Origin of the sequence: Reyranella massiliensis 521 (assembly GCF_000312425.1) — a bacterium.
Lineage (GTDB): Bacteria > Pseudomonadota > Alphaproteobacteria > Reyranellales > Reyranellaceae > Reyranella > Reyranella massiliensis.
In genome coordinates, this window is record NZ_HE997181.1 from 3,772,777 (window position 1) to 3,793,181 (window position 20,405).

The 20,405-nt window shown below is 65.5% G+C and carries 16 protein-coding genes; 6 read left to right on the top strand and 10 right to left on the bottom strand.

What is annotated here, in order from left to right:
* On the bottom strand, nucleotides 1-1,632 hold the full coding sequence (locus BN60_RS18350) for a GMC family oxidoreductase (RefSeq protein ID WP_020697582.1): 1,632 nt from the start codon (nucleotides 1,630-1,632) through the stop codon (nucleotides 1-3).
* A gap of 64 nt (nucleotides 1,633-1,696) precedes the next feature.
* Here BN60_RS18350 and BN60_RS18355 point away from each other — a divergent pair, with 64 nt between their 5' ends.
* Both BN60_RS18355 and BN60_RS18360 read left to right on the top strand, forming a co-directional pair.
* On the top strand, nucleotides 1,697-2,242 hold the full coding sequence (locus tag BN60_RS18355) for a GNAT family N-acetyltransferase (protein WP_020697583.1): 546 nt from the start codon (nucleotides 1,697-1,699) through the stop codon (nucleotides 2,240-2,242).
* A 96-nt stretch (nucleotides 2,243-2,338) separates the two neighbouring features.
* Entirely contained in the window at nucleotides 2,339-3,481 is a 1,143-nt protein-coding gene (locus BN60_RS18360; protein WP_020697584.1) for an amidohydrolase family protein, read from the top strand.
* Between the two features lie 6 nt (nucleotides 3,482-3,487).
* On the opposite strand, the gene BN60_RS18365 is transcribed toward BN60_RS18360, so the two are convergent.
* The 5 genes from BN60_RS18365 to BN60_RS18385 form a co-directional block, all read right to left on the bottom strand.
* Entirely contained in the window at nucleotides 3,488-4,024 is a 537-nt protein-coding gene (locus BN60_RS18365; RefSeq protein WP_020697585.1) for a hypothetical protein, read from the bottom strand.
* A 104-nt stretch (nucleotides 4,025-4,128) separates the two neighbouring features.
* On the bottom strand, nucleotides 4,129-5,190 hold the full coding sequence (locus BN60_RS18370) for a serine hydrolase domain-containing protein (RefSeq protein WP_020697586.1): 1,062 nt from the start codon (nucleotides 5,188-5,190) through the stop codon (nucleotides 4,129-4,131).
* A gap of 83 nt (nucleotides 5,191-5,273) precedes the next feature.
* Complete coding sequence (locus BN60_RS18375; RefSeq protein ID WP_020697587.1) at nucleotides 5,274-5,513, bottom strand: Lrp/AsnC family transcriptional regulator; 240 nt, start codon at nucleotides 5,511-5,513, stop codon at nucleotides 5,274-5,276.
* 26 nt (nucleotides 5,514-5,539) lie between these two features.
* On the bottom strand, nucleotides 5,540-7,093 hold the full coding sequence (locus BN60_RS18380; RefSeq protein WP_043284079.1) for a DEAD/DEAH box helicase: 1,554 nt from the start codon (nucleotides 7,091-7,093) through the stop codon (nucleotides 5,540-5,542).
* 151 nt (nucleotides 7,094-7,244) lie between these two features.
* A complete protein-coding gene (locus BN60_RS18385) occupies nucleotides 7,245-7,541 on the bottom strand; it encodes a cupin domain-containing protein (protein ID WP_020697589.1) in 297 nt (98 codons plus the stop codon).
* Between the two features lie 117 nt (nucleotides 7,542-7,658).
* On the opposite strand from BN60_RS18385, the gene BN60_RS18390 reads away from it, so the two are divergent.
* Both BN60_RS18390 and BN60_RS18395 read left to right on the top strand, forming a co-directional pair.
* Nucleotides 7,659-8,972, top strand: coding sequence for an MATE family efflux transporter (locus BN60_RS18390; protein ID WP_281015346.1), 1,314 nt, complete (start codon nucleotides 7,659-7,661; stop codon nucleotides 8,970-8,972).
* 29 nt (nucleotides 8,973-9,001) lie between these two features.
* Nucleotides 9,002-9,697 (top strand): class I SAM-dependent methyltransferase, encoded by a 696-nt coding sequence (locus tag BN60_RS18395; protein ID WP_020697591.1) that lies wholly within the window; start codon nucleotides 9,002-9,004, stop codon nucleotides 9,695-9,697.
* Here the strand turns inward: BN60_RS18395 and BN60_RS18400 are convergent.
* On the bottom strand, nucleotides 9,694-13,194 hold the full coding sequence (locus tag BN60_RS18400) for an FAD-dependent oxidoreductase (RefSeq protein WP_020697592.1): 3,501 nt from the start codon (nucleotides 13,192-13,194) through the stop codon (nucleotides 9,694-9,696). The genes BN60_RS18395 and BN60_RS18400 overlap by 4 nt on opposite strands.
* Nucleotides 13,195-13,347: 153 nt before the next feature.
* On the opposite strand from BN60_RS18400, the gene BN60_RS18405 reads away from it, so the two are divergent.
* Together BN60_RS18405 and BN60_RS18410 are read left to right on the top strand one after the other, a co-directional pair.
* Nucleotides 13,348-14,370: a COX15/CtaA family protein gene (locus BN60_RS18405; protein WP_020697593.1), complete on the top strand. Its 1,023-nt coding sequence runs from the start codon at nucleotides 13,348-13,350 to the stop codon at nucleotides 14,368-14,370.
* A complete protein-coding gene (locus BN60_RS18410; protein WP_083856177.1) occupies nucleotides 14,367-16,040 on the top strand; it encodes an SEL1-like repeat protein in 1,674 nt (557 codons plus the stop codon). The genes BN60_RS18405 and BN60_RS18410 overlap by 4 nt, the downstream gene beginning before the upstream one ends.
* A gap of 3 nt (nucleotides 16,041-16,043) precedes the next feature.
* Here BN60_RS18410 and BN60_RS18415 read toward each other — a convergent pair whose 3' ends face one another.
* The 3 genes from BN60_RS18415 to BN60_RS18425 are packed head-to-tail and all read right to left on the bottom strand — an operon-like array spanning nucleotide 16,044 to nucleotide 20,324.
* A complete protein-coding gene (locus BN60_RS18415) occupies nucleotides 16,044-16,901 on the bottom strand; it encodes a 4-(cytidine 5'-diphospho)-2-C-methyl-D-erythritol kinase (RefSeq protein WP_020697595.1) in 858 nt (285 codons plus the stop codon).
* Nucleotides 16,894-18,663, bottom strand: a complete 1,770-nt coding sequence (locus tag BN60_RS18420) for a tetratricopeptide repeat protein (protein ID WP_020697596.1) — start codon at nucleotides 18,661-18,663, stop codon at nucleotides 16,894-16,896. Before BN60_RS18420 ends, BN60_RS18415 begins: the two co-directional genes overlap by 8 nt.
* A 5-nt stretch (nucleotides 18,664-18,668) precedes the next feature.
* On the bottom strand, nucleotides 18,669-20,324 hold the full coding sequence (locus BN60_RS18425; RefSeq protein WP_020697597.1) for an electron transfer flavoprotein-ubiquinone oxidoreductase: 1,656 nt from the start codon (nucleotides 20,322-20,324) through the stop codon (nucleotides 18,669-18,671).
* Between the last annotated feature and the right edge of the window lie 81 nt (nucleotides 20,325-20,405).

Here is a 20,405-nt window from a genome sequence, read left to right on the forward strand (position 1 = left end):
CTAACGTCCTTCCTCAATCATCATTTGCGCCGCCTTATCGGCGATCATGATCGTTGGTGTGTTGGTGTTGCCTGAGGTGATCGTCGGCATCACCGATGCATCGACCACCCGCAGTCTTTCGAGGCCGATGACCCGCAACCTGTTATCCACTACCGTCATCGGATCAGAAGGCAAGCCCATCTTCGCCGTTCCGACAGGATGGAAGATCGTAGTGCCGATGTCGCCGGCCGCCTTGGCAAGCGAGGCCTCGTCGTCACCGACGCTCGCCCCCGGCAGATACTCTTCGGGCCGGTAGGCCTGCATCGCCGGTTGCTTCATGAGGCGGCGCGTGACGCGGATCGCATCGGCGGCCACGCGCCGATCCTCCGGCGTCGACAGATAGTTCGGCGCGATAACCGGCTTGGCTGCCGGATCGCCCGAACGCAGGCGCACCGTGCCGCGCGATGTCGGCCGCAGGTTGCAGGCGCTGACGGTGATCGCGGGAAAGCGATGGAGCGGCTCACCGAACTTGTCGAGCGACAGCGGCTGCACATGGAACTCGATGTTGGCACGTTCGTGATCGGGCGAAGATTTCGTGAAGATGCCGAGTTGGGAGGGCGCCATCGTGAGCGGGCCCGAACGGAACAATGCATACTCCATGCCCATGAGGGCCCGGCCGATCAGCGAATGATAGGTCCCGTTCAGCGTCTTGACGCCCGTCACTTTGAAGATGGCGCGCTGCTGCAGATGGTCCTGAAGGTTGCGGCCGACACCGGGCCTTTCGTGCAGCGTCGGCAGGCCCAGCGCCGTCAGCCAGTCGGGCGCGCCAACGCCCGAGAGCTGCAGGATCTGCGGCGAGCCGATGGCGCCCGCCGAAAGCACGACCTCGCCCCTGGCGCGCGCCTCGACGAGCTTTCCGTTCTGGCGGAACTGCACGCCGACGGCGCGTTTGCCCTCGAAGACGATCCTCTCGACCAGCACGCCTGTTTCCAGCCGCAGGTTCGGACGACTGAGCACAGGCTTCAGGAAGGCGGTCGCGACCGACATGCGCAGCCCGCGCTTCTGATTGACGTGGAAGTAACCGACGCCTTCGTTGTCGCCGGTGTTGAAGTCCTGCGTCGTCGGCACGCCCATTTCCGTCGCTGCCTTGGTGACGGCATCCAGCACGTCCCACTTCACGCGCATCTGTTCGACGCGCCATTCGCCGCTGCCGCCATGATGTTCGGTGTCGCCGAGAAAATGCCCATCGAGCCGCTTGAAAATCGGCGCAACATCGTCCCAGCCCCAGCCGGTGAGGCCAAGCTGCCGCCAGTGGTCGTAGTCCTGTGCCTGGCCACGCATGGAGATCATGCCGTTGATCGCCGAACAGCCACCGATCACCTTGCCACGCGGATAGTTGAGCGCGCGGCCGTTGAGCCCCGGCTCCTTCTCCGTCTGGAACAACCAGTCAGCTCGCGGATTGCCCATCGCGTAGAGATAGCCTACCGGGATGTGGAACCAGATCCAGTTGTCCTTGCCGCCGGCTTCCAGCAGCAGAACGCGCGAGTTCGAATTGGCCGAAAGCCGGTTCGCCATCACGCAGCCGGCTGAGCCGGCGCCGACGACGATGTAGTCGAAATCCCCTTCGAGACGAGTGGCCGTATCCGCAGTCATCCAGCACTCCTTGCCTGTCAGGGCTAGACTGTTCCGCGATTTTCAACAAGCCTGCTGTATCTGAATGCGCCTGGAAACTTCGCAACTGCTGCTGCGCCCCTGGGAAGATCGCGATCGGGCGGCCTTCGCGGCAATCAATGCCGATGCCGAGGTCCGGCGCTATTACTTCCCGTCGATCCTGTCCCGCGCCCAATCGGACGAGCTGATCGACCGCTGCAACGAGCATCTCGACCGGCATGGGTTCGGCTTCGTTGCCGTCGAGCGGCGCGACGATGGTTGCCTGATCGGCGGCCTCGGCCTCTCCAGGCCCGGCCCCGAAGTGCCGGGTTCGCCGGACATGGAAATCGGCTGGATCCTCGGTCGCGCCAACTGGCGGCGCGGTTATGCCTTCGAAGCGGCATCTGCCTGCCTTGCCCATGCCTGGGCGGCTCTGGGTGCCAAGGAAGTGATCGCCTACACCTCGACCATCAACGAACCGTCGCGCCGATTGATGGAAAAGCTCGGCATGAGGCGATCGCCGGCAGACGATTTCGAGGACTCGACAGTGCCGGAGGGCGACGCGCTCCGCCCTCATGTCCTCTACCGCATCGGCAATCCCGCCATCCGATAACTGCCGATACGCGAAACGATCGACCGTTGCCCAGCAAATTAGGTGGCGCATAATTCGATCAGCAAAGCCCAAGGAAGCCCAAAGGGAGTCAACGCCATGCAGTACAAGCGCATATCGGCCGATTGCCACCTCGACCTGCCCTGGATGCCGCCCGACCTTTTCACGTCAATGGCGCCGCGCGACATGAAGGATCGCATGCCGTACGTCGTGGAGACCGACGACGGCCCGAAGTGGACGGCCAAAAACGGCGCGACCTTCGGCTTCAAGAACGGCGTCGGCCCGGCGGGCGCCAAGTACGTGCCCGGCAAGCATCATCGCGTCGACATCATGGCCGAGACCGGCCTCTACGCCGACGGCGCCAAGGACATTCGCCGCGTGTCCGATCCGCACCTGCGCATCAAGGATCTCGATCGCGACGGCGTCGACGCCGAAGTGATCTACGGCATCCTCGGCGCATCGAGCCGCCTGAACGACAAGGATGCGTCGAACGAGATGCTGCGCATCTACAACGACTGGCTGAAGGACTTCTGCAGCCACTATCCCGACCGGCATATCGGCCTCGCCTGCCTGCCCTATGGCGACATCGACGCCGCCGTGAAGGAAGTCCATCGCGCCGCCAAGATGGGACTGCGCGGGCTGGAGCTCTCCTGCTCCTGGGACATGGAGCCGATGTGGCATCCGATGTGGGAGCCGTTGTGGAAGGCCGTCAACGACGTGCAGTTGCCGCTGCACTTCCACACTTTCCCCGCCGTGCCGCCCGACACGATCAGCAAGCACCCCGGCCGTGTCGGACGCTCGGTGTTCTTCACCGTCGTCTCCGGCTTTCAGATGAATCTGGTGAACATCCTGGCTGCCATCATCGCGGCCAACGTTCTGGAGCGTTACCCCCATGTCCGCATCGCCTTCGGCGAAAGCGGCTGCGGCTGGATTCCCTATGCGCTCGACCGCATGGACTTCGAATGGGAGGACCGCTTCACCGACCTCGGACTGAAGATGAAGCCCAGCGACTACTGGCGTCGCCAGTGCAAGGCCACCTTCCAGTTCGACCGTATCGGCGCGAAGCTGATCGACGACATGGGCGCGGAGAGCCTGATGTGGGGCTCCGATTACCCCCACGGCGACGGCGTGTGGCCGCACTCGGAGAAGTACATCAAAGAGCAGTTCGCCGAAGTGCCGGAGGAGCAGGTCAAGATGATCACCTGCACCAATGCCGGCAAGTTCTACGGGCTGATCAACTAGCCGCGCTCACGGACCAAGATCGCTCTTCGACACGGTGTGGCGAAGGGCAAAGACTTCAGCGGAAGGCGCGTGCGCAGCACGCGCCTTTTCTGCATCTTCGACCGACCAGAAATCTGCATCTTCGACCGACCAGAAAAACGCGACGATGGCCCGTTCGATCTGCCGGTCCGGTGCAGGCCGCAGATCCTTCTCCGTGGTATGCGCTTGGCCGACTGATTTCTGTCCCTGCAGCAGGTCGAGACGGGCAGGATCGAGGGCCGCCAGCGCCTCGAACGGCACGGGATCGTTGGCCCCGAGGCGCAAGGTCAGTACGGCGGCGGCAATCCCGTCGCCCAACCGACGCTGGACCGTACAGACGGTGCGCCAGGTATTGCGGAACTTCGGGAAGATCGCGCGGCTCATCTCGGTCGGTGAACGCAGTCGGGCATAGTAGACCCCGCTCTCGAAGGCATCCGCCGTCTCGGCATCGTAGAACAGGAGGTAGCGGCCAGCTTGCGTCACGGCCTTGAAGCGGCTGCCACGCAGCCAGCCGGGACACCCCACCCGCTCCTGCACATGCTCGCGGCTGTGCCAGTTCTCGAAAAGGGCATCGTCCTCTGGATCGATATCGACCCAGAGGGCGAGGACCGCGCGGCCGCCGTCCTTGCTCAGGACTCGCCTCCGAGACGTCTGACGGCGTTCGTGAAGGCGACCACCTCGTTGCGGCGATCGTGGTCGGTCGCAGGCACGTAGGGCGGTTGCGGGAAGGCGGCGAGCGTGACGACGACCAGCCGCTCCTTGCGGAAAATGTCGATGCGCTGGCCGGCGTGTCCGAGTGCTGCCATCACGCCGTCGCCCAGCCACCAGCTGTAGCCGTAGTGTGTGATGTCCTGCACCGGTGGCGCCGGAACGGCGAAGGCTGGCGTTGCGGCAGCGTCGACCCAGCCTTCGGTCAGCACGCGCCGGCCCGCGATCACGCCGTCGTCCAGAACGAACTGCCCGAAGCGGCCGAAGTCGCGCAGGACCATGCCGGCGCGGCTGCCGCCGATCTCCTGACCGCCCTCGCTTTCCACCGTGTAGAAGGCATCGCACTCCATGCCGGCCGGCTGCCAGACTTTCTCGGACATGTAGTCGGCCAGCGGCCTGCCCACGGCCTTCGTCAGGGCAGCGCCCAGCAGATAGGTGTCGCCGGAATTGTAGAGAAAGGTACTGCCCGGCGGATTGGCGCGCGGCAGCGACGCCATCAGCTTCAACACGCCGCCCGGCACCTTGTCGGCCAGCGACTTGCTGTAGCGGTTCACGTCGGAGTTCCGGTCGGAATAGACCTCCGTCCAGCGCACGCCGGACGACATGGTCATGACGTGGCGCAGGGTCACGCCTTCGTAGGCGGAGCCGGCGAGCGACGGCAGGTAATGCGTCAGTGGGTCGTCGATCGAACCAATGGCGCCGTCATGGATTGCGGCGCCCACCAGCATGGCCGTCATCGACTTCACCGTCGACATGGTCGACCAGCGATCGTGCTCGCCGAGGCCGAGTCCATAGCGCTCCAGAACGATCCTGCCGTCGCGGATCACCAGAACGCCCACGATCCTGTTGCGATCCATAAAGGAGCCGAGATCGTGGTCGCTGCCCTCGGCCCGATAGACCGGCGCGATCTCCTCGCCGCGCGGCAGCTCGCGCGGATGGTCGCCGCGGCGGATCACGCGATGGGCGAACAGGCTGTCGACCATGCGATAGGCGTAGGGCTGGATCGACGGCGGGAGGAGCAGGAAATCCTCGCCCCTCGGGAGATGCCGTCGCGGGACGGCCGTACTCAGGAAAAGGCCTTGAAGGTGATGAGGGTGAAAGTGTCCTTCACGCCGCGCAGCGTCTGGATGTGGCTGGTGACGAAGTGACCGATATCGGTCTTCTCGTCGAGATAGCACTTCATCAGAAGATCGTACTGGCCGGAGGTCGAATAGACCTCCGATACCTGTTCGATGTTAACCGCGTCGTCGGCGACCTCGTAAGCCTTACCGAGTTCGCACTTCACCATGACGAAAATGGTCTGCATGTGCCTCCGCTCCAGCGGCGCACACTTTAGCGCGTCGGGCGGGCGAGGAAAGCCGGGACGTGATCGCCAAGACCCATCGGCACGGCCTCGTCACGATCGTGACGATCGTTGCGGTGCGGACGATCGCGGCGCTCCGGCCGGCGCTCGCGGGGAGCACGGCCCTCGCTGCGAGGTTCGCGGGGCTCGCGCGCTTCATGCCGGGGCTCATGACGAGCCTCCTGCCGCGGCTCCTGGCGAGGTTCACGATGGGGACGCTCCGAACGCTCCGGGCGCGGTGTACGCTCCGGACGCGGCGCACGCTCTGCCTGCACTTCGGCCTCGGCGGGCTTCGGTTCGCGCTCGACGCGGGGCGCACGCGGAGCACGCTCGCCGCTGCGGCCACTACGGCCACCGCCGGGAGCCCGCCCACGTCCGCGGCCCCGACGGCCACGGCCCTCGGACGGATCGAACGCAACGGCTTCCATGCCCGGTACTTCGACGCGCGGGATCTCGGCGCCGATCAGCTTCTCGATGGCCTCGACCAGGCTGCCTTCGGCGGGCGACGCCAAGGTGAAGGAATGGCCCGTGTTTCCGGCGCGGCCCGTGCGGCCGATCCGGTGAACGTAGTCTTCCGGCGAAAACGGCACGTCGAAGTTGAACACGTGGCTCATGGCAACGATGTCGAGACCGCGCGCTGCGACATCGGACGCGACCAGGATCTGGATCTCGCCCTGCTTGAACTTCTCCAGCGTCTCCATGCGCGCCGGCTGGCTCATGTCGCCATGCAGCGCACCGGCGTTGAAGCCGTGCTTCTTGAGCGACCCTTGAAGAATCGCCACGTCGCGCTTGCGATTGCAGAAGACGATGGCGTTCTTGATGTCCTGATCCTTGATCAGTCGACGCAGCGCCTCGCGCTTGTCTTCTTCGGGCACGACGACCAAGCCCTGCACGATGTTCTTGCCGGTCGACGCCGGCGCCGAGACGGTCACTTCCTTCGGATTGCTGAGGAAGCGGTCGGCCAGACGCTTGATCTCCGGCGGCATGGTCGCCGAGAAGAACAGGGTCTGACGCATCGGCGAGAGCAGGCCGACGATGCGCTCGACGTCGGGGATGAAACCCATGTCGAGCATGCGATCGGCCTCGTCGATCACCAGCACCTTGACGTCGTTCAGCAGAACCTTGCCACGCTCGAAGTGGTCGAGCAGGCGGCCCGGCGTGGCAATCAGCACGTCGACACCCCGTTCGAGGGCCCGTTCCTGGTCCTCGAAGCTCACGCCGCCGATCAGCAGCGCCATGTTGAGCTTGTGGTTCTTGCCGTAGATTTCGAAGTTTTCGGCCACCTGGGCGGCCAGTTCACGCGTCGGCTCCAGGATGAGCGATCGCGGCATGCGCGACTTGGCGCGGCCCTCGGCGAGGATGTCGATCATCGGGAGGACAAAGGAGGCAGTCTTGCCTGTGCCTGTCTGGGCGCATCCGAGGATGTCACGACCCATCAGGACGATGGGGATGGCTTTTTCCTGGATCGGGGTGGGCTGGGTATAGCCCTTCTCAGACACTGCCTGCAGCACCGGGGCACTCAGCCCCAAACTCTCAAAACTCATTTAGTTTCCGTAACTTAGTCCATTTTCCGCTGGACTCTGGGGGCGGTCTCAAAAGGGCTCGAGTTCGTGCCGGACCGCTGGGCGGACCTCATATGAGCCCGGGGAGGCCCCAAGTCAATGCGACCAGGCGCGGGGCAGCCGCGCGGGACGGTCAGGCCTTGACCTCGATTTCCACGAAAACGAACTCGAAATCGTTGGGGTTGATGACGTCGTGCTCGACCCCGGTCTGCCGGGAATAGGATACCCCGGCCCGCAGCGGCGCCGGCACGGTCGCCTTGCCGTCGAAGATGTGCAGTTCGCCGGTCGTTATCGGGACCACGACATAGTCGTGATTGTGGCGGTGCCAGCCGGTGTGGCTGCCGGGCGGAAAGCGCCATTCCGTGACGATCACGCGGTCGTTCTCGACCTGGACGGAGGGCTTGGCGAGCGGGCGGTCCTTGTCTGTCATGGCGAAAAGCTAATGGGATCAGCAGGGTTTGTCAGGTGACAGGAGGGCGCGGGCTGATATGGTGCATATGCACATAATGCGGAGCCTCCCCTGTCGCATCCTCTCCTGACCGCACCGATCGGCTCCAGCCTTTGGAAACTCTCGGCACCGACTACCGCCGTCATGATCGCGCAGACTTTCGTCGCCATCGCCGAGACCTTCATCTTCGGCCGGCTGGGCACGGACGCGCTGGCGGGCTTCGCCCTCGTTTTCCCGCTCATGATGATGATGACCATGATGGCGGCGGGCGGCATGGGCGGCGGTGTGGCTGCCGCCATGGCGCGTGCCATGGGCGCGGGCCGGCGCGACGATGCGCGCTCGCTGGTGCTGCATGCTCTGGCGCTGGGGACAGGGCTCGCCCTCCTCTTCACCTTGCTCGCCTGGACCGTGGCGCCGACGCTCTATCGTCTGCTGGGCGGCGAAGGCCGGTCGCTTGAGCAAGCGCTGACTTACTCGCACGTCCTCTTCTCCGGCTCCCTCTTCATCTGGGCGAACTTCTTCCTGTCGGCGTTGCTGCGCGGTGGCGGCGATGCCGCAACGCCCGGCCGCTACATGCTCTTCTCCTCCATCGCTCAGGTGCCGCTCTCCTATGTGCTGGCGCTGGGCATCGGCGACTGGCCGGGCTTCGGCATGGCAGGGCCGGCGATCTCCTCGCTGGCGACATCCGCCATCTCCGCTCTACTGCAGGCGCGCGCGCTGTGGGGCGGCAGGCTGGGCTTCGTGCCGGCACTCGGCGGCCTCTCCCTCCAGGGCCGTCTCTTCTGGGACATCCTGCGGGTCGGCCTGATCGCGTCCTTCTCCGCCTTCACGGCCAACCTCACGGCCATGCTGGTGACAGGACTGGTCGGCCGCTTCGGCGTGGCCGCCCTGGCAGGGTACGGCATCGGGGTGCGCCTGGAGTTCATGCTGGTACCGCTGGCCTTCGGCATCGGCTCGGGCCTCACCACTCTGGTCGGCGTGGCAGCGGGCGCCAACGACTGGCGGCGGGCGGTGCGGGCCGCCTGGACCGGCAGCCTGGTCGCGGGCCTCGGCATCGGCCTCTTCGGCTGGATCGTGGCGATCGTGCCCGAAGGCTGGGCGAGGCTGTTCACCAGCGACCCGCAGGTGATCGCGGCTACCGTCGCCTACATTACGCATGTGGCGCCGTTCTACTGCCTGTTCGGGATCGGCATGACGCTCTCCTTCGCGAGCCAGGGGGCAGGCCGCATGACGGCGCCGTTCTTCGCCGGCATCGCCCGCCTCTGCATCGCCACGGTCGGCGGCTGGTTCATGATCGAAAGTCTCGACTGGGGCCTGCACGGCGTGTTCACGGCAATCGCCGTCGGCATGATCGCCTTCGGCAGCCTGATCGCCGGTCCGTTGCTCTTTCACCCCTGGCGCGCGCGGGCGTGATAGGCTGGCTTCCTCAACAGGAGGAAGCGATGCAACGACCCTCCCCGGCCTACGGCACGATCCACACCTGGAACCGCAATCCCGCCGACGAAGAGGCGATGGGCGCCGCGCATGCACCGATCTGGCGACGCATGATCGACGTCGCCATTCACGGCAGTCTCCGCGACGCGACGATCCTCGACTATGGCTGCAATCAGGGCGGCTTCCTGCGGATGCTCTACGACCGGCATCCCTTTCGCGCGGCCACCGGCATCGACATCGCCCGCGAATCGGTGGCACGCGCCGAGCTGCTGAAAGGCCAGCGTCCGATCGATTACAAGGTCGGCCACAGTGCGGCCGCGCTCGGCAGCCCCTTCCACTTCGCCTTCAGCCATGAAGTGCTCTACTTGCTGCCCGACCTTGCCGCGCATGCGGCCGACATGAAAGCCGCCCTTCGCCCCGGCGGCGCCTATATCGCCGCCATGGGCTGCCACAAGGACAGCGCCGTATGGTCGCGCTGGCGCAAACTGATCAGCGAGACCTCGTCGATCCCGATCTACGATCACTCGCTCGACAATGTCGCCAAGGCCTTCTCGGCAGCAGGTTTCACGGTCGGTGTCCGCCCGCTCGACCTCGATGCCTTCATGCCGGTGACGGTGGGCAGCGAGTATTTCCCGAAAGTGGTCGATCAGCTCCGCTACTACAGCCAGGATAAAGTGCTGTTCAGGTTCGTACGCACGCCTTAGCGTGCGCCGATCTTTCTGAGCGCGCGATCGATCCAGAGCGCGCCGATCTTCTCCTGCACGGAGTTCTGGCGCAGCCGCTGGCGCAATCCTGCGAAGTCGACACGGTCCAGCTCCTGATCCTGGTTGAAGCAGGAGAAGACGACGCTCTCCTTGCCGGTCACCGGGTCCCTATGGAGCTGCAGGCACTGGGCGCAGATCTCCTTCATCATGCATTGCATAGGGGAGTTGATCGAACCCAGCGCGCGATGATCGGCCTTGAGGTAGGGCTTCAGTGCGTTGTGCCGCGCCAGCCGCACCGCGTTCATCATGCCGTCGGAGCCGATGGCCACGATGCGATCCGCCGCACTATAGGGAATGGGCTGGTCGCCCAGTTCGCCCGACGCATAGCGGCGCATCGCCTCGACGATGTTGGCGACCAGCGCCTTGTCCTGCGGCCGGCCCGGCGCGAAGCCCGGCTCCTCGTCGCAGCACCAGACGACGACATCGGCCGCCGCCTCGATCTCTTCGACCTTGTAACGGTCGATCACCCGCTTGTAGCCCGCGAAATAGAGCACCTTGCTGCCGGCCTTGCGGAAGGCCTGGCCGATAGAGAACAGCACCGCGTTGCCCAGGCCACCGCCCACCAGCACGACCGTTTCGCCCGGTTCGATCTCGGTCGGCGCGCCGGTCGGCCCCATGACGATGACGGGTTCGTCGGGCTTCAGCATCGCGCAGAGATCGGACGAGCCGCCCATCTCCAGTGCGATCAGCGACAGCAGGCCCTTGTCCTTGTCGACCCAGGCCCCGGTCAGCGCCAAGCCTTCCATGGTGAGCAATGTGCCTTCGCTTTGAAGCGACCGCGCCTCGTAGTTTTGCAGGCGATAGAACTGGCCGGGCTCGAAGTTGCGCGCCGCGGCGGGCGCCTCGACGACCACCTCGACAATGGTGGGCGTCAGCCGATCGACGCGCACGACGCGGGCGCGCCACTGCCGATTGACCTCGTTCACGATCTCGGCCGGTGTCCGCTTGGGCGCCGGCAACGCCGCCATGGCGCGCGTCAGCACCGGATAGCCCTGCTTGGCGCCACCCATCGCCTTCACGACGTTACCGGCAAACGAAGGATGCAGGTCGCCGAAGAACGACATGAAGCGGTTGTCGGCATGGCGGTACATCAGCACCCGCACGTCGGCCGGCTTGGCGACGCGCTCGGGCGTTGCCGGATTTCCTTCCTCGTCGAGGGCGCGGAAGTACTTGCCGTCGATGAAGGCGTGCGTGGCATCCTCGCGCGCCAGCACGGTGTTGGGCTGCGTGCCGGCCGCCACCAGGATGGTGCGCGCCGGCAGAGTCGCCTCGACCTTGGCGCCGTTCTGCTCGCCGGCAACCTTCAGCGCCTTGGCCTGGCCGACCGCATCGACCTCGACCGCCACCGGCGAGAGGCCTTCGACGAAGCGAATATCCTCTTCGAGCGCCTTCAGCACCTCCTCGTGGTTCAGCGTATAGGACGGCGAATCGATCAGACGGCGACGATAGACCAGCGCCACGCCACCCCAGCCGTTCACCAGCTTGGCAATCGCAGGTTCACGGCCTTCGCGGGCCGCCGCCTCGCGCTCGGCGCGGATCGCCTTGGCGTGCGCAATGAACTCGCCGGCGATCTCGCGTTCTTCCGGCGTCCAGTTGCCTTGCACTGCCGCTTCGCCGCGCTCGGCGACCAGTGCTTCATGCCGCGACAGGAACTTCTCGACCTGCAACGGATAGTAGGCAAGCGATTCGGTTGCCGTATCGATGGCCGTCAGTCCGCCGCCGATCACCACCACCGGCAGGCGGATCTGCAGGTTGGCGATGGACTCCTTCTTGGCCGCGCCCGTGAGCTGCAGCGCCATCAGGAAATCCGACGCCGCGCGCACGCCGCGCGCCAGGCCGTTCGGCAGATCGAGCACGGTGGGCTTGCCCGCGCCGGCGCAGAGCGCGATATGGTCGAAGCCCATTGCGAACGCACTCTCGACCGTCACCGTGCCGCCGAAGCGCACGCCGCCGAACATCGAGAACTCGGCGCGCCGCTCCAGCAGGAGCCGCACCATCTTCAGGTAGTTCTTGTCCCAGCGCACGGTGATGCCGTACTCGGCGACGCCGCCGAAACCGGCCATCGCGCGCTCGCCGAGATTTTCGCGCAAGGCCGCAACGTCCTTCACCGCCTGGAACTCGACGCGCGTGCCATCCATCGCCACGCCGGATTGCGCCTCGGGCAGGGGCTCGATCTTGAGTCCGTCGATGCCGACCACCGTATGGCCGTCATTCATCAGATGATGCGCGAGGTTGAAGCCCGCCGGGCCCAGGCCGACGACCAGCACGGTGCGCCCCGTCGCAGGACGCGGAATCGGGCGGCGCAGGTTGAGCGGATTCCAGCGCGTCAGCAGCGAGTAGATCTCGAAGCCCCAAGAGAGGCCGAGCACGTCCTTCAAGGTGCGGGTCTCGATCTGCGGGATGTCGACCGGCTCCTGCTTCTGATAGATGCAGGCCTTCATGCAATCGTTGCAGATGCGGTGGCCGGTTGCCGCCAGCAGCGGATTGTCGACGGCGGCGATTGCCAGCGCGCCGACGGAGAAACCTTCCGCTTTCAGGAGGTTCATCTCCGAGATCTTCTCTTCGAGCGGACAGCCTGCGAGCGTGACGCCGAAGGGCGACTTCTGGAACGCGCCGGTCTTGCGGTCCCGCAAGCCGCGGGAGCAACTGTCCTTGCCCTGGTTGTGGCACCAGATGCAGTAGTTTGCCTGATCAAGGGTGCGGACGAGATCGAAACCCTGATCTGTGAGCGCAAAGCCTTCGCGATGCCGCAGCAGCGGCCGCGGCAGCTTCATGCGGATGACCCCGTCGACCGTCTCGGTCTCGATCGGCACAAGGTGCTCGAAGTCGAGCTTGTGCGGCACCTTGAACAGCGGCCCGTCGCGATGACGCTTCTTGCCTTCGGGATGGTGCAGCGCCCAGGCAGCGTACTCCGCGAACGCCGTAATCTGCGGTGTCGGCGCTTCGACCTTGAACTCCGCTCCGACGAGATCGCGAACCGCGAGCGCGAAGGCGAGCTCCCATTCCTCCAAGTCGGCAGACGGGTCGATGCGAAGAGCGATGTTGGCGGTGACGCTCGCACCGTCGAGCACCGCTGCAGCATCGGGCTTGATGGCGCGCGTGACGTAGCGCTGCACGAAGAGCCGCTTGCAATCGTACAGCGGCGCCAGGCGGCTGTGCCGGCCGCGCAAGGCGGCGACCTCCTCGCCGACGCCGAACAGGATGCCGACGAAATCCTCAAGCGGTCGCGCCAGCTCGATCAGCAGATTCGATTCGTCTTTGACCGCCAGTGCTTCGGGAGTCGCACGCGCCATCATCAGGCGGGCATGGAGATCGATGCTGGCGTCTTTCAGCCAAGCGACGAACGCGGCATCGAGACGACTCAGTCCCTCGCGATCGTAGAAGTCATTGAAGCTGAGCCCGAAGGGAACCGGCGGGGCCAGCGGGAACGAAGTCATTACCAAATATCCGGATGAGGCGAGGGGAAATGGTTCGTGCACGAACCGTTAAACAAGGTGCCCCGGAAGCGCAAGGCATCGCAAGTCATGTCGCCGATTAGCGACATTTATGCCAGATGACGGCGTAGCCCGCTTCACGCATGGTCCGCCTCGATGCAGCCCGTTCCTCCTTCCGTGCGCAATTGGCTGATCGTCGTTGCGGCGATGATCTTCTTCATGATCGTGATTGGCGCGCTCACGCGCCTCACCGAGTCCGGCCTGTCCATGGTCGAGTGGCGGCCGGTCACGGGCTGGCTGCCACCGCTCTCCGATGCGGCATGGCAGGCCGAGCTGCAGAAGTATCTTTCCTCGCCGCAGGGACGATTGGTGAATCATTCCTTCACCGTCGGCGAATTCAAAGAGATCTTCTGGCTGGAGTACATTCATCGCCTGTGGGGACGACTCATCGGTATCGTCTTCGCCTTGCCGCTCGCCTGGTTCTGGTGGCGGGGCGCTCTTAACGCACATCTGAAGCCCAGGCTTTTCGCCCTGCTGGTGGCAGGGGGACTGCAGGGTGCGCTTGGCTGGGCCATGGTGGCGTCGGGCCTGATCGATCGGCCGTCGGTCAGTCACTATCGCCTGGCAGCCCATCTCCTGCTCGCCATCGCCCTCTATGCCTACACGGTCTGGCTGATCCTCGAACTGGGACCGCAGTCGGCACGCCGGGACGATCCTAAGACGCGGCGCAAGGCCACCGCCCTCATCGGCTTCCTGTTCGTCGTGCTGACCTGGGGCGCGTTCATGGCCGGACTGCGCGCGGGCACTGCACACAGCACCTTCCCGACCATGTCGGGCCACTGGATACCGCCCGGCCTGTTCGATCTCTCGCCCTGGTGGATCAACCTCTTCGAGAACGGCACGACCATCCAGTTCGTCCATCGCTGGCTGGCCAAGCTTCTGGTGCTGGGCGTGCTGGTGATGGCCTGGCGCGCGCCGCGTCCCGAGACGATGGCCGCCGGCCTGATGGCCTTCCTGCAGCTCGGTCTCGGAATCGCCACGATCCTGACTGGCGTCGATATCGGCATTGCGACTGCACATCAGGCCGGCGCGGTACTCCTTTTGACCACCCTGATCGTCGTCCGTCACCGCGCGATGGCTTCTCCGCAGCGGCCAGTCTCGGCTATTCTCCAGCGATGACCGGAACCACGGACCGGCCCCCTCCGCTTGCCATCCTGAAACGGCCCCCCGTACTGGCGGGGGTTGCCGTCGTGCTTGTGGCCGCGGCCGCAGGCGGCGCCTGGCTGACGCGGCCAGCGAATTACGGGGCGTCGCCCGTTGCCGCAAACGCCGCGGATCCGGCGCACGCCGCCACACCTGCGGCGGTCGCCAAGGTCGATCCGCCGCTTAGTGCGCCACCGCCGCCGACCAGCGCCGACTTCGGCGACGCGACCCTTGTCGATGTGAAGATCGTCGACGCAAAGGCTGAGGAAGCAAGGCCCGTCGATACGAAGGCTGCCGAACTGAAGCCCGCCGATGCGAAGACGGATTGGGAGGCGATGCCGATCCGGGAACTGCGGACCCGGGCGGAAGCCAACGAGATTCTGGCTATGGAGGAGCTGGCGCGCCGGCTGCTGCAGGGCGCAGGCGTCACCAAGGATGCTCAGGCCGGTGCCGGCTGGCTCCTGAGGGCGGCGCAGGCAGGCTCGACGCAGGCGGCTTTTAATGTCGGCGTGATGTACGAGCGCGGTTTCGTCGTCGAACGCGATTCCAGCAAGGCCATCGAGTGGTATCGCAAGGCCGTCGAGGCCGACTTGCCGATGGCCAAGCACAACCTCGCCCTGCTGCTGCGCGACGGCAAGGGCGCCGCCCGCAACGGCAAGGAAGCTGTCGAGCTGCTGCGCTCGGCGTCACGCCAGGGCATGGTCGCTTCGATGTTCACCCTGGGCGACATCTACGAACGCGGCGATGCCGCACCGAAGGATCAGGCAGTCGCCCTGGCCTGGTTCACCATCGCCTCCGAACTCGACCGCCAGATGAACAAGGGCGAGGAAACGCCGCTCTCCAAGACTTCGGGGCAGCGCGCGCAGACCCTGCAGCGCCTTCTCACGCCCGCCGAGCTGGAGCGCGCACAGCAGGTCGGACAGGAAGAGTTCAAGCAGATCGTCGAAGCCTTGCAGCCGCCCAAGCCCGCTTCGCTGCCGCAATCCAGCGGACTGCAGCCGACGCCGCCGCAAGTCGCCAGCATCGATCCACCCGGCTGGCCTCAAACGGCCACCGAGCAAGTAAGGGCCATTCAGCAGGCCCTGTTCGACCTCAAGCTGTTGCGCGATCCGCCGGACGGCGCTCTCGGGCCGATGACGCGCAACGCAATCCGCGCCTTCCAGAAGACCGCAGGCGTGCGGGAAACCGGCGAGCCCAGCAAGGAGTTGTACGCCGCGATGCGTGCGGCATTGGCCAATCGCGACGTCGTCACGAATTCGCCGCTGCCGCTGCCGCCGAAGGCCGAGGAGAAGGTGGCGGCCGCCGCGGCGGAAACCAAGGCCGAGCCGCCGGCAAACACAATCGACATCGGCAGGCCCGAGCCCCCGCCGCCGCCCCCGACCTCCGCGGATATCGTGCGGCCTACTCTGCCCGCCGATGCCACCTGGCCGCCCGCGCCTGCCGACCAGATCAAGGCCGTGCAAACGCTGCTGTTCGAGCTCAATTTGCTGCGCGACACGCCTGACGGCGTAATCGGCCCGATGACTCGCACGGCGATCCGTGACTACGAGAAAACGGCCGGCCTCAAGATCACGGGGGAGCCCAGCAAGGCGTTGTTCGACTCGATGATGCAGCGTCGGCGCTCTGGAACGACAGGGAAGCCTTAAAGGTCAGCTCGTCGCGAGCTGGCCGGCGTGACGCCACCAGGAGGACGGCAGGGTCGCGGCAGCATGCCGCGCCGCCTCGACGGTTTCATAGAGGCCAAAGCAGGTCGCGCCACTGCCACTCATCGCGGCATGAACAACTCCCTGGCTGCCCCTCAGGGCCTGCAGGACACTCGTGATTTCGGGCCGCAGCGAGACAGCGGCGTCGGTGAGATCGTTGCCGCGGGCGGCGATCTCGCGGCCCAAGCTTGCGAGATCGGGCCAGCCTCCGGGCGCCGGGCGTTCGGCCGAGAAGCTGCCCTGGCGCGCGGCGAAGACCTGGGGCGTCGGCAAGGGCAGTCCCGGATTGACCAGCAGGATGGCACAGGGAGGCATCCGGGGCGCCGGCGCAAGACGCTCGCCGACACCCGCAACCAGTGCCGGTCTGCCGGCCAGGCACATGGGCACGTCGGCGCCGAGTTCGGCCGCCAGATCGAACAGTTCCTCCTCGGGCATCGCCACCCGCCACAGATCGACCAGGGCCAGCAGCGCCGCCGCCGCATCGGCCGAACCGCCGCCCAGCCCTGCGGCGACGGGAATATGCTTGGTGAGACGAAGGACGGCCCGCGGCGCCAATCCCGCACGGCCTGCCAGCAGGCGAGCAGCTCTCAGGACGAGGTTATCGGCCTCGCCGCGGAGTGAGCCGGCACCGGGCCCTGCAATTTCGAGCGTCAGGTCGGGGGCGGCGCTCACGTCGATTTCATCGGCGAGATCGGTGAAGGCAACCAGGGAGTCCAGCAGGTGGTAGCCGTCAGTCCGTCGGCCGACGACGTTCAGCCACAGATTGACCTTCGCTCGGGCGAGCGGCACGGCGCGATCAGCCACCCTGCTTGGAATCGGCAGCCTTCTCGTAGACCGTCGGCTTGTCGTTGCCGGAGTTCAACCCGTTCGTGAGCTTGTCCTGGATGATCGGCACGCGATCCTTTTCAGGCTTCTGATTCGAGGCGCGTTCCCATTGAAAGCGCGCTTCGCGGCGACGGCCGACATGCCAATAGGCATCGCCGAGATGCTCGGCGATCGTCGGGTCCTCGCCCTTCTGCTCGGTCGCCCGTTCCAGCCAATCGACCGCCTTGTCGTACTGGCCGAGGCGATAGAAGGCCCAGCCGACACTGTCGGTGATGGAGCCGTCGTCCGGCCGAAGCTCGGTGGCCCGCTCCAGCATCTTCATGCCTTCCTCGAGCTTCATGCCCTGGTCGATCCAGCTGTAGCCGAGATAGTTCAGGACGTAGGGCTGCTCCGGCGAAAGCTCGAGCGCCTTCTTCATGTCCAGCTCGGCCTTCGGCCACTGCTTGGTGCGCTCAAGCGCGATGCCGCGGCCAAAGTAGACCTGCCAGTGGCGTTCCTCGGGATTGCGCAGGCGCGAGATCGCCGTGTCGTAGGCCGTAACGGCCTCCGCATAACGTTCCTTGGTGCGCAGCAAGTCGGCCAGCGTAAGGGCCGCGTCGATCCGGGCGGGCTTCTCCGCCACCAGAGCCCGCAGCCGGCTGACCGCCTGATCGAGCTTGTCTTCCTGGGCGTCGAGCGCGGCCGTGCGCAACCGCGCCTGCCAGTAGAGCGGCGAGTTGGGCCCGATCTTGCCAAGCGCCGCGACGGCCTTCGGGACCTGGCGGAACTGCTCGTAGAGGCCCGAGATCATCAGCCAGGCGAAGTCCTGCTCCGGCTTCAGGGCGGTGGCGAGCTGGTAGAAGATTAGCGCCAGATCCGTACGCTGGTTGCGTTGATCCGCAGCGAGGATGCCGCCAATGTCGAACAGGATTTCCGCAATGCCGGCTGCCGGCGACGGCGGCTTGGGCATCGGCGCATTGGGTGCAATCAGCGCATCGACGACAACGGCGTCGCTGTACTTCTCGGCATAGTTCTTCAGGAGTTCGCGCGCATCGGCATCCTTGCCGAGCCGGCGCAGCCCCTCGGCCACCGCGACCGTCGTCCGCAGACCATTGCGGTCGAGCGTCATGGCACGGCGATACTTCGCCTCGGCCGCGGCCTTGTCGCCCGCCAGCTCGTCGATCTGCGCTTCAATAACCAGCGCCGGCGCTTCCGCCCGCTCGCCCGCAGCAGGCCTGAGACGTGCAAGATGGGCCCGGGCCGACGCGAAGTCCTTCTCCCCGGCCTTCAGCCAAGCCAACACATACTCGCGCAGCGCACCAAGCTGGTTCTCGGCCCCGATGCGGCCCAACTGGCGCTCGGCGCCGCGATAGTCGCCCTTCTTGATCGCCTCGACAGCCAGAACGAGGTTGGCGAAACCATCCCCCGGCCTCGTCGCAAGAACTGCAGGTGCGAGCTGCGCCGCCTGGTCGATCCGGCCGGCATACACGCGCAGCCGGAAGGCCGCGTAGATCATTTCCGGATCGTTGGGCGTCAGCGCCAGCGCCTGATCCATCTGATCGGAGGCAATGTCGTAGTCGTGCCCCTGTTCGCCGACGCGGGCGGCCAGGTAGCGGCCCGCCAACGAAGTCGGCTGAAGGCGGACACCGGGTTGAGTCTGCGACGGCTTGGCTTGCGGCCGGTTGCCCTGCTGGGCCTGGCCGGCGAGCGGGAAGAGGGACAGCAGCGCTGCGGAGAGCAGCGCAAGAGGAATGCGTCGCATGCGTCTCACATGTTGGGATAGTTAGGCCCGCCGCCCCCTTCGGGCACGGACCAGTCGATGTTCTGTGCAGGATCCTTGATGTCGCACGTCTTGCAGTGAACGCAGTTCTGCGCGTTGATCTGAAAGCGCGGCTGGCCGTTGTCGGCCGTCACCACCTCGTAGACGCCCGCCGGGCAGTAGCGTTGCGCCGGCTCGGCGTAAAGCGGCAGGTTGACCGCAATCGGGATCGAGGGATCGCGCAGCTTCAGATGAACCGGCTGGTCCTCCTCATGATTGGTGTTCGACAGGAACACCGAGGAGAGCTTGTCGAAGGAAAGTACGCCGTCGGGCTTGGGGTACTGGATCGGCTGGAATTCGCTCGCCGGCCGGAGGCATTCGTGATCGGCCTTGTGATGGCGCAAGGTCCACGGCAAGCGGATACCGAGATCGTGCAGCCACATGTCCATGCCGCCATAGAGCGTGCCGAGCGTCGTGCCCCATTTCAGGGCGGGCTTCACGTTGCGCACCTTGTCGAGATCCTTCCAGATCCACGACGCCTTGAGCTTCACCGGATAGGCGATCAACTCGTCGCCGCCGGTCTTGCCACCCGCCAGCGCCTCGAAAGCCGCCTCGGCCGCCAGCATGCCGCTCTTCACGGCGTTATGGCTGCCCTTGATGCGCGGCACGTTGACGAAACCGGCGGAGCAGCCGATCAGCGCGCCGCCCGGGAAGGTGAGCTTGGGCACCGACTGTACGCCACCCTCGTTGATGGCGCGCGAGCCGTAGACCAGTCGCTTGCCGCCCTTCAGGTACTTGGCGACATCGGGGTGCGTCTTGAAGCGCTGGAACTCGTCAAACGGTGAGAGGTAGGGGTTCTCGTAGCTGAGATGAACTACGAGGCCGATGGCGACCAGATTGTCGCCGAAGTGATACATGAACGAGCCGCCCGAGCTGCCGGTCTCCGACAGCGGCCAGCCCTGCGAATGCACGACCAGGCCCTTGCGGAAGTTGGCGGGATCGACCTGCCAGAGTTCCTTGATGCCGATGCCGAACTTCTGCGGATCGACGCCGTCGCGCAGGTCGAACTTGGCCATCAGTTGCTTGGCCAGCGAACCGCGAACGCCCTCACCGATCAGCGTGTATTTCGCATGCAGTTCCATGCCCGGCGTGTAGCTGTCCTTGTGGGTGCCGTCCTTGGCGATGCCCATGTCGCCGGTGGCGACGCCCTTCACCGAACCGTCGTCGTTGTAGAGCACTTCGGCCGCGGCAAAGCCCGGATAGATTTCGACGCCCAGCGCCTCGGCCTGCTGGCCGAGCCAGCGGCAGACATCGCCCAGACTCACGATGTAGTTGCCGTGGTTGTTCATCAGCCGCGGCAGCAGGAAATTGGGGAAGCGGTAGGAACCGCTCTTGGTCAGGAACAGGAACTGGTCGTCGGTAACCTGCGTCTCGAGCGGCGCTCCCTTCTCTTTCCAGTCGGGAATGAGCTCGTTCAGACCGATCGGATCGACGACTGCGCCCGACAGGATGTGGGCGCCGATTTCCGAACCCTTCTCGATCAAGCAGACCGAGACTTCGTGGTTTCGCTCTGCCGCGAGCTGCTTCAAGCGGATCGCCGCCGACAGCCCGGCCGGACCGCCGCCCACGATCACAACGTCATATTCCATCGCCTCGCGCGTCATACCTGTCTCGCTCTGCAGTGCCTTTTCCTGATGGACGCGCGCCTGTCGGGCGGCAATCCTTCGATTCTAGATAGCCTGTCG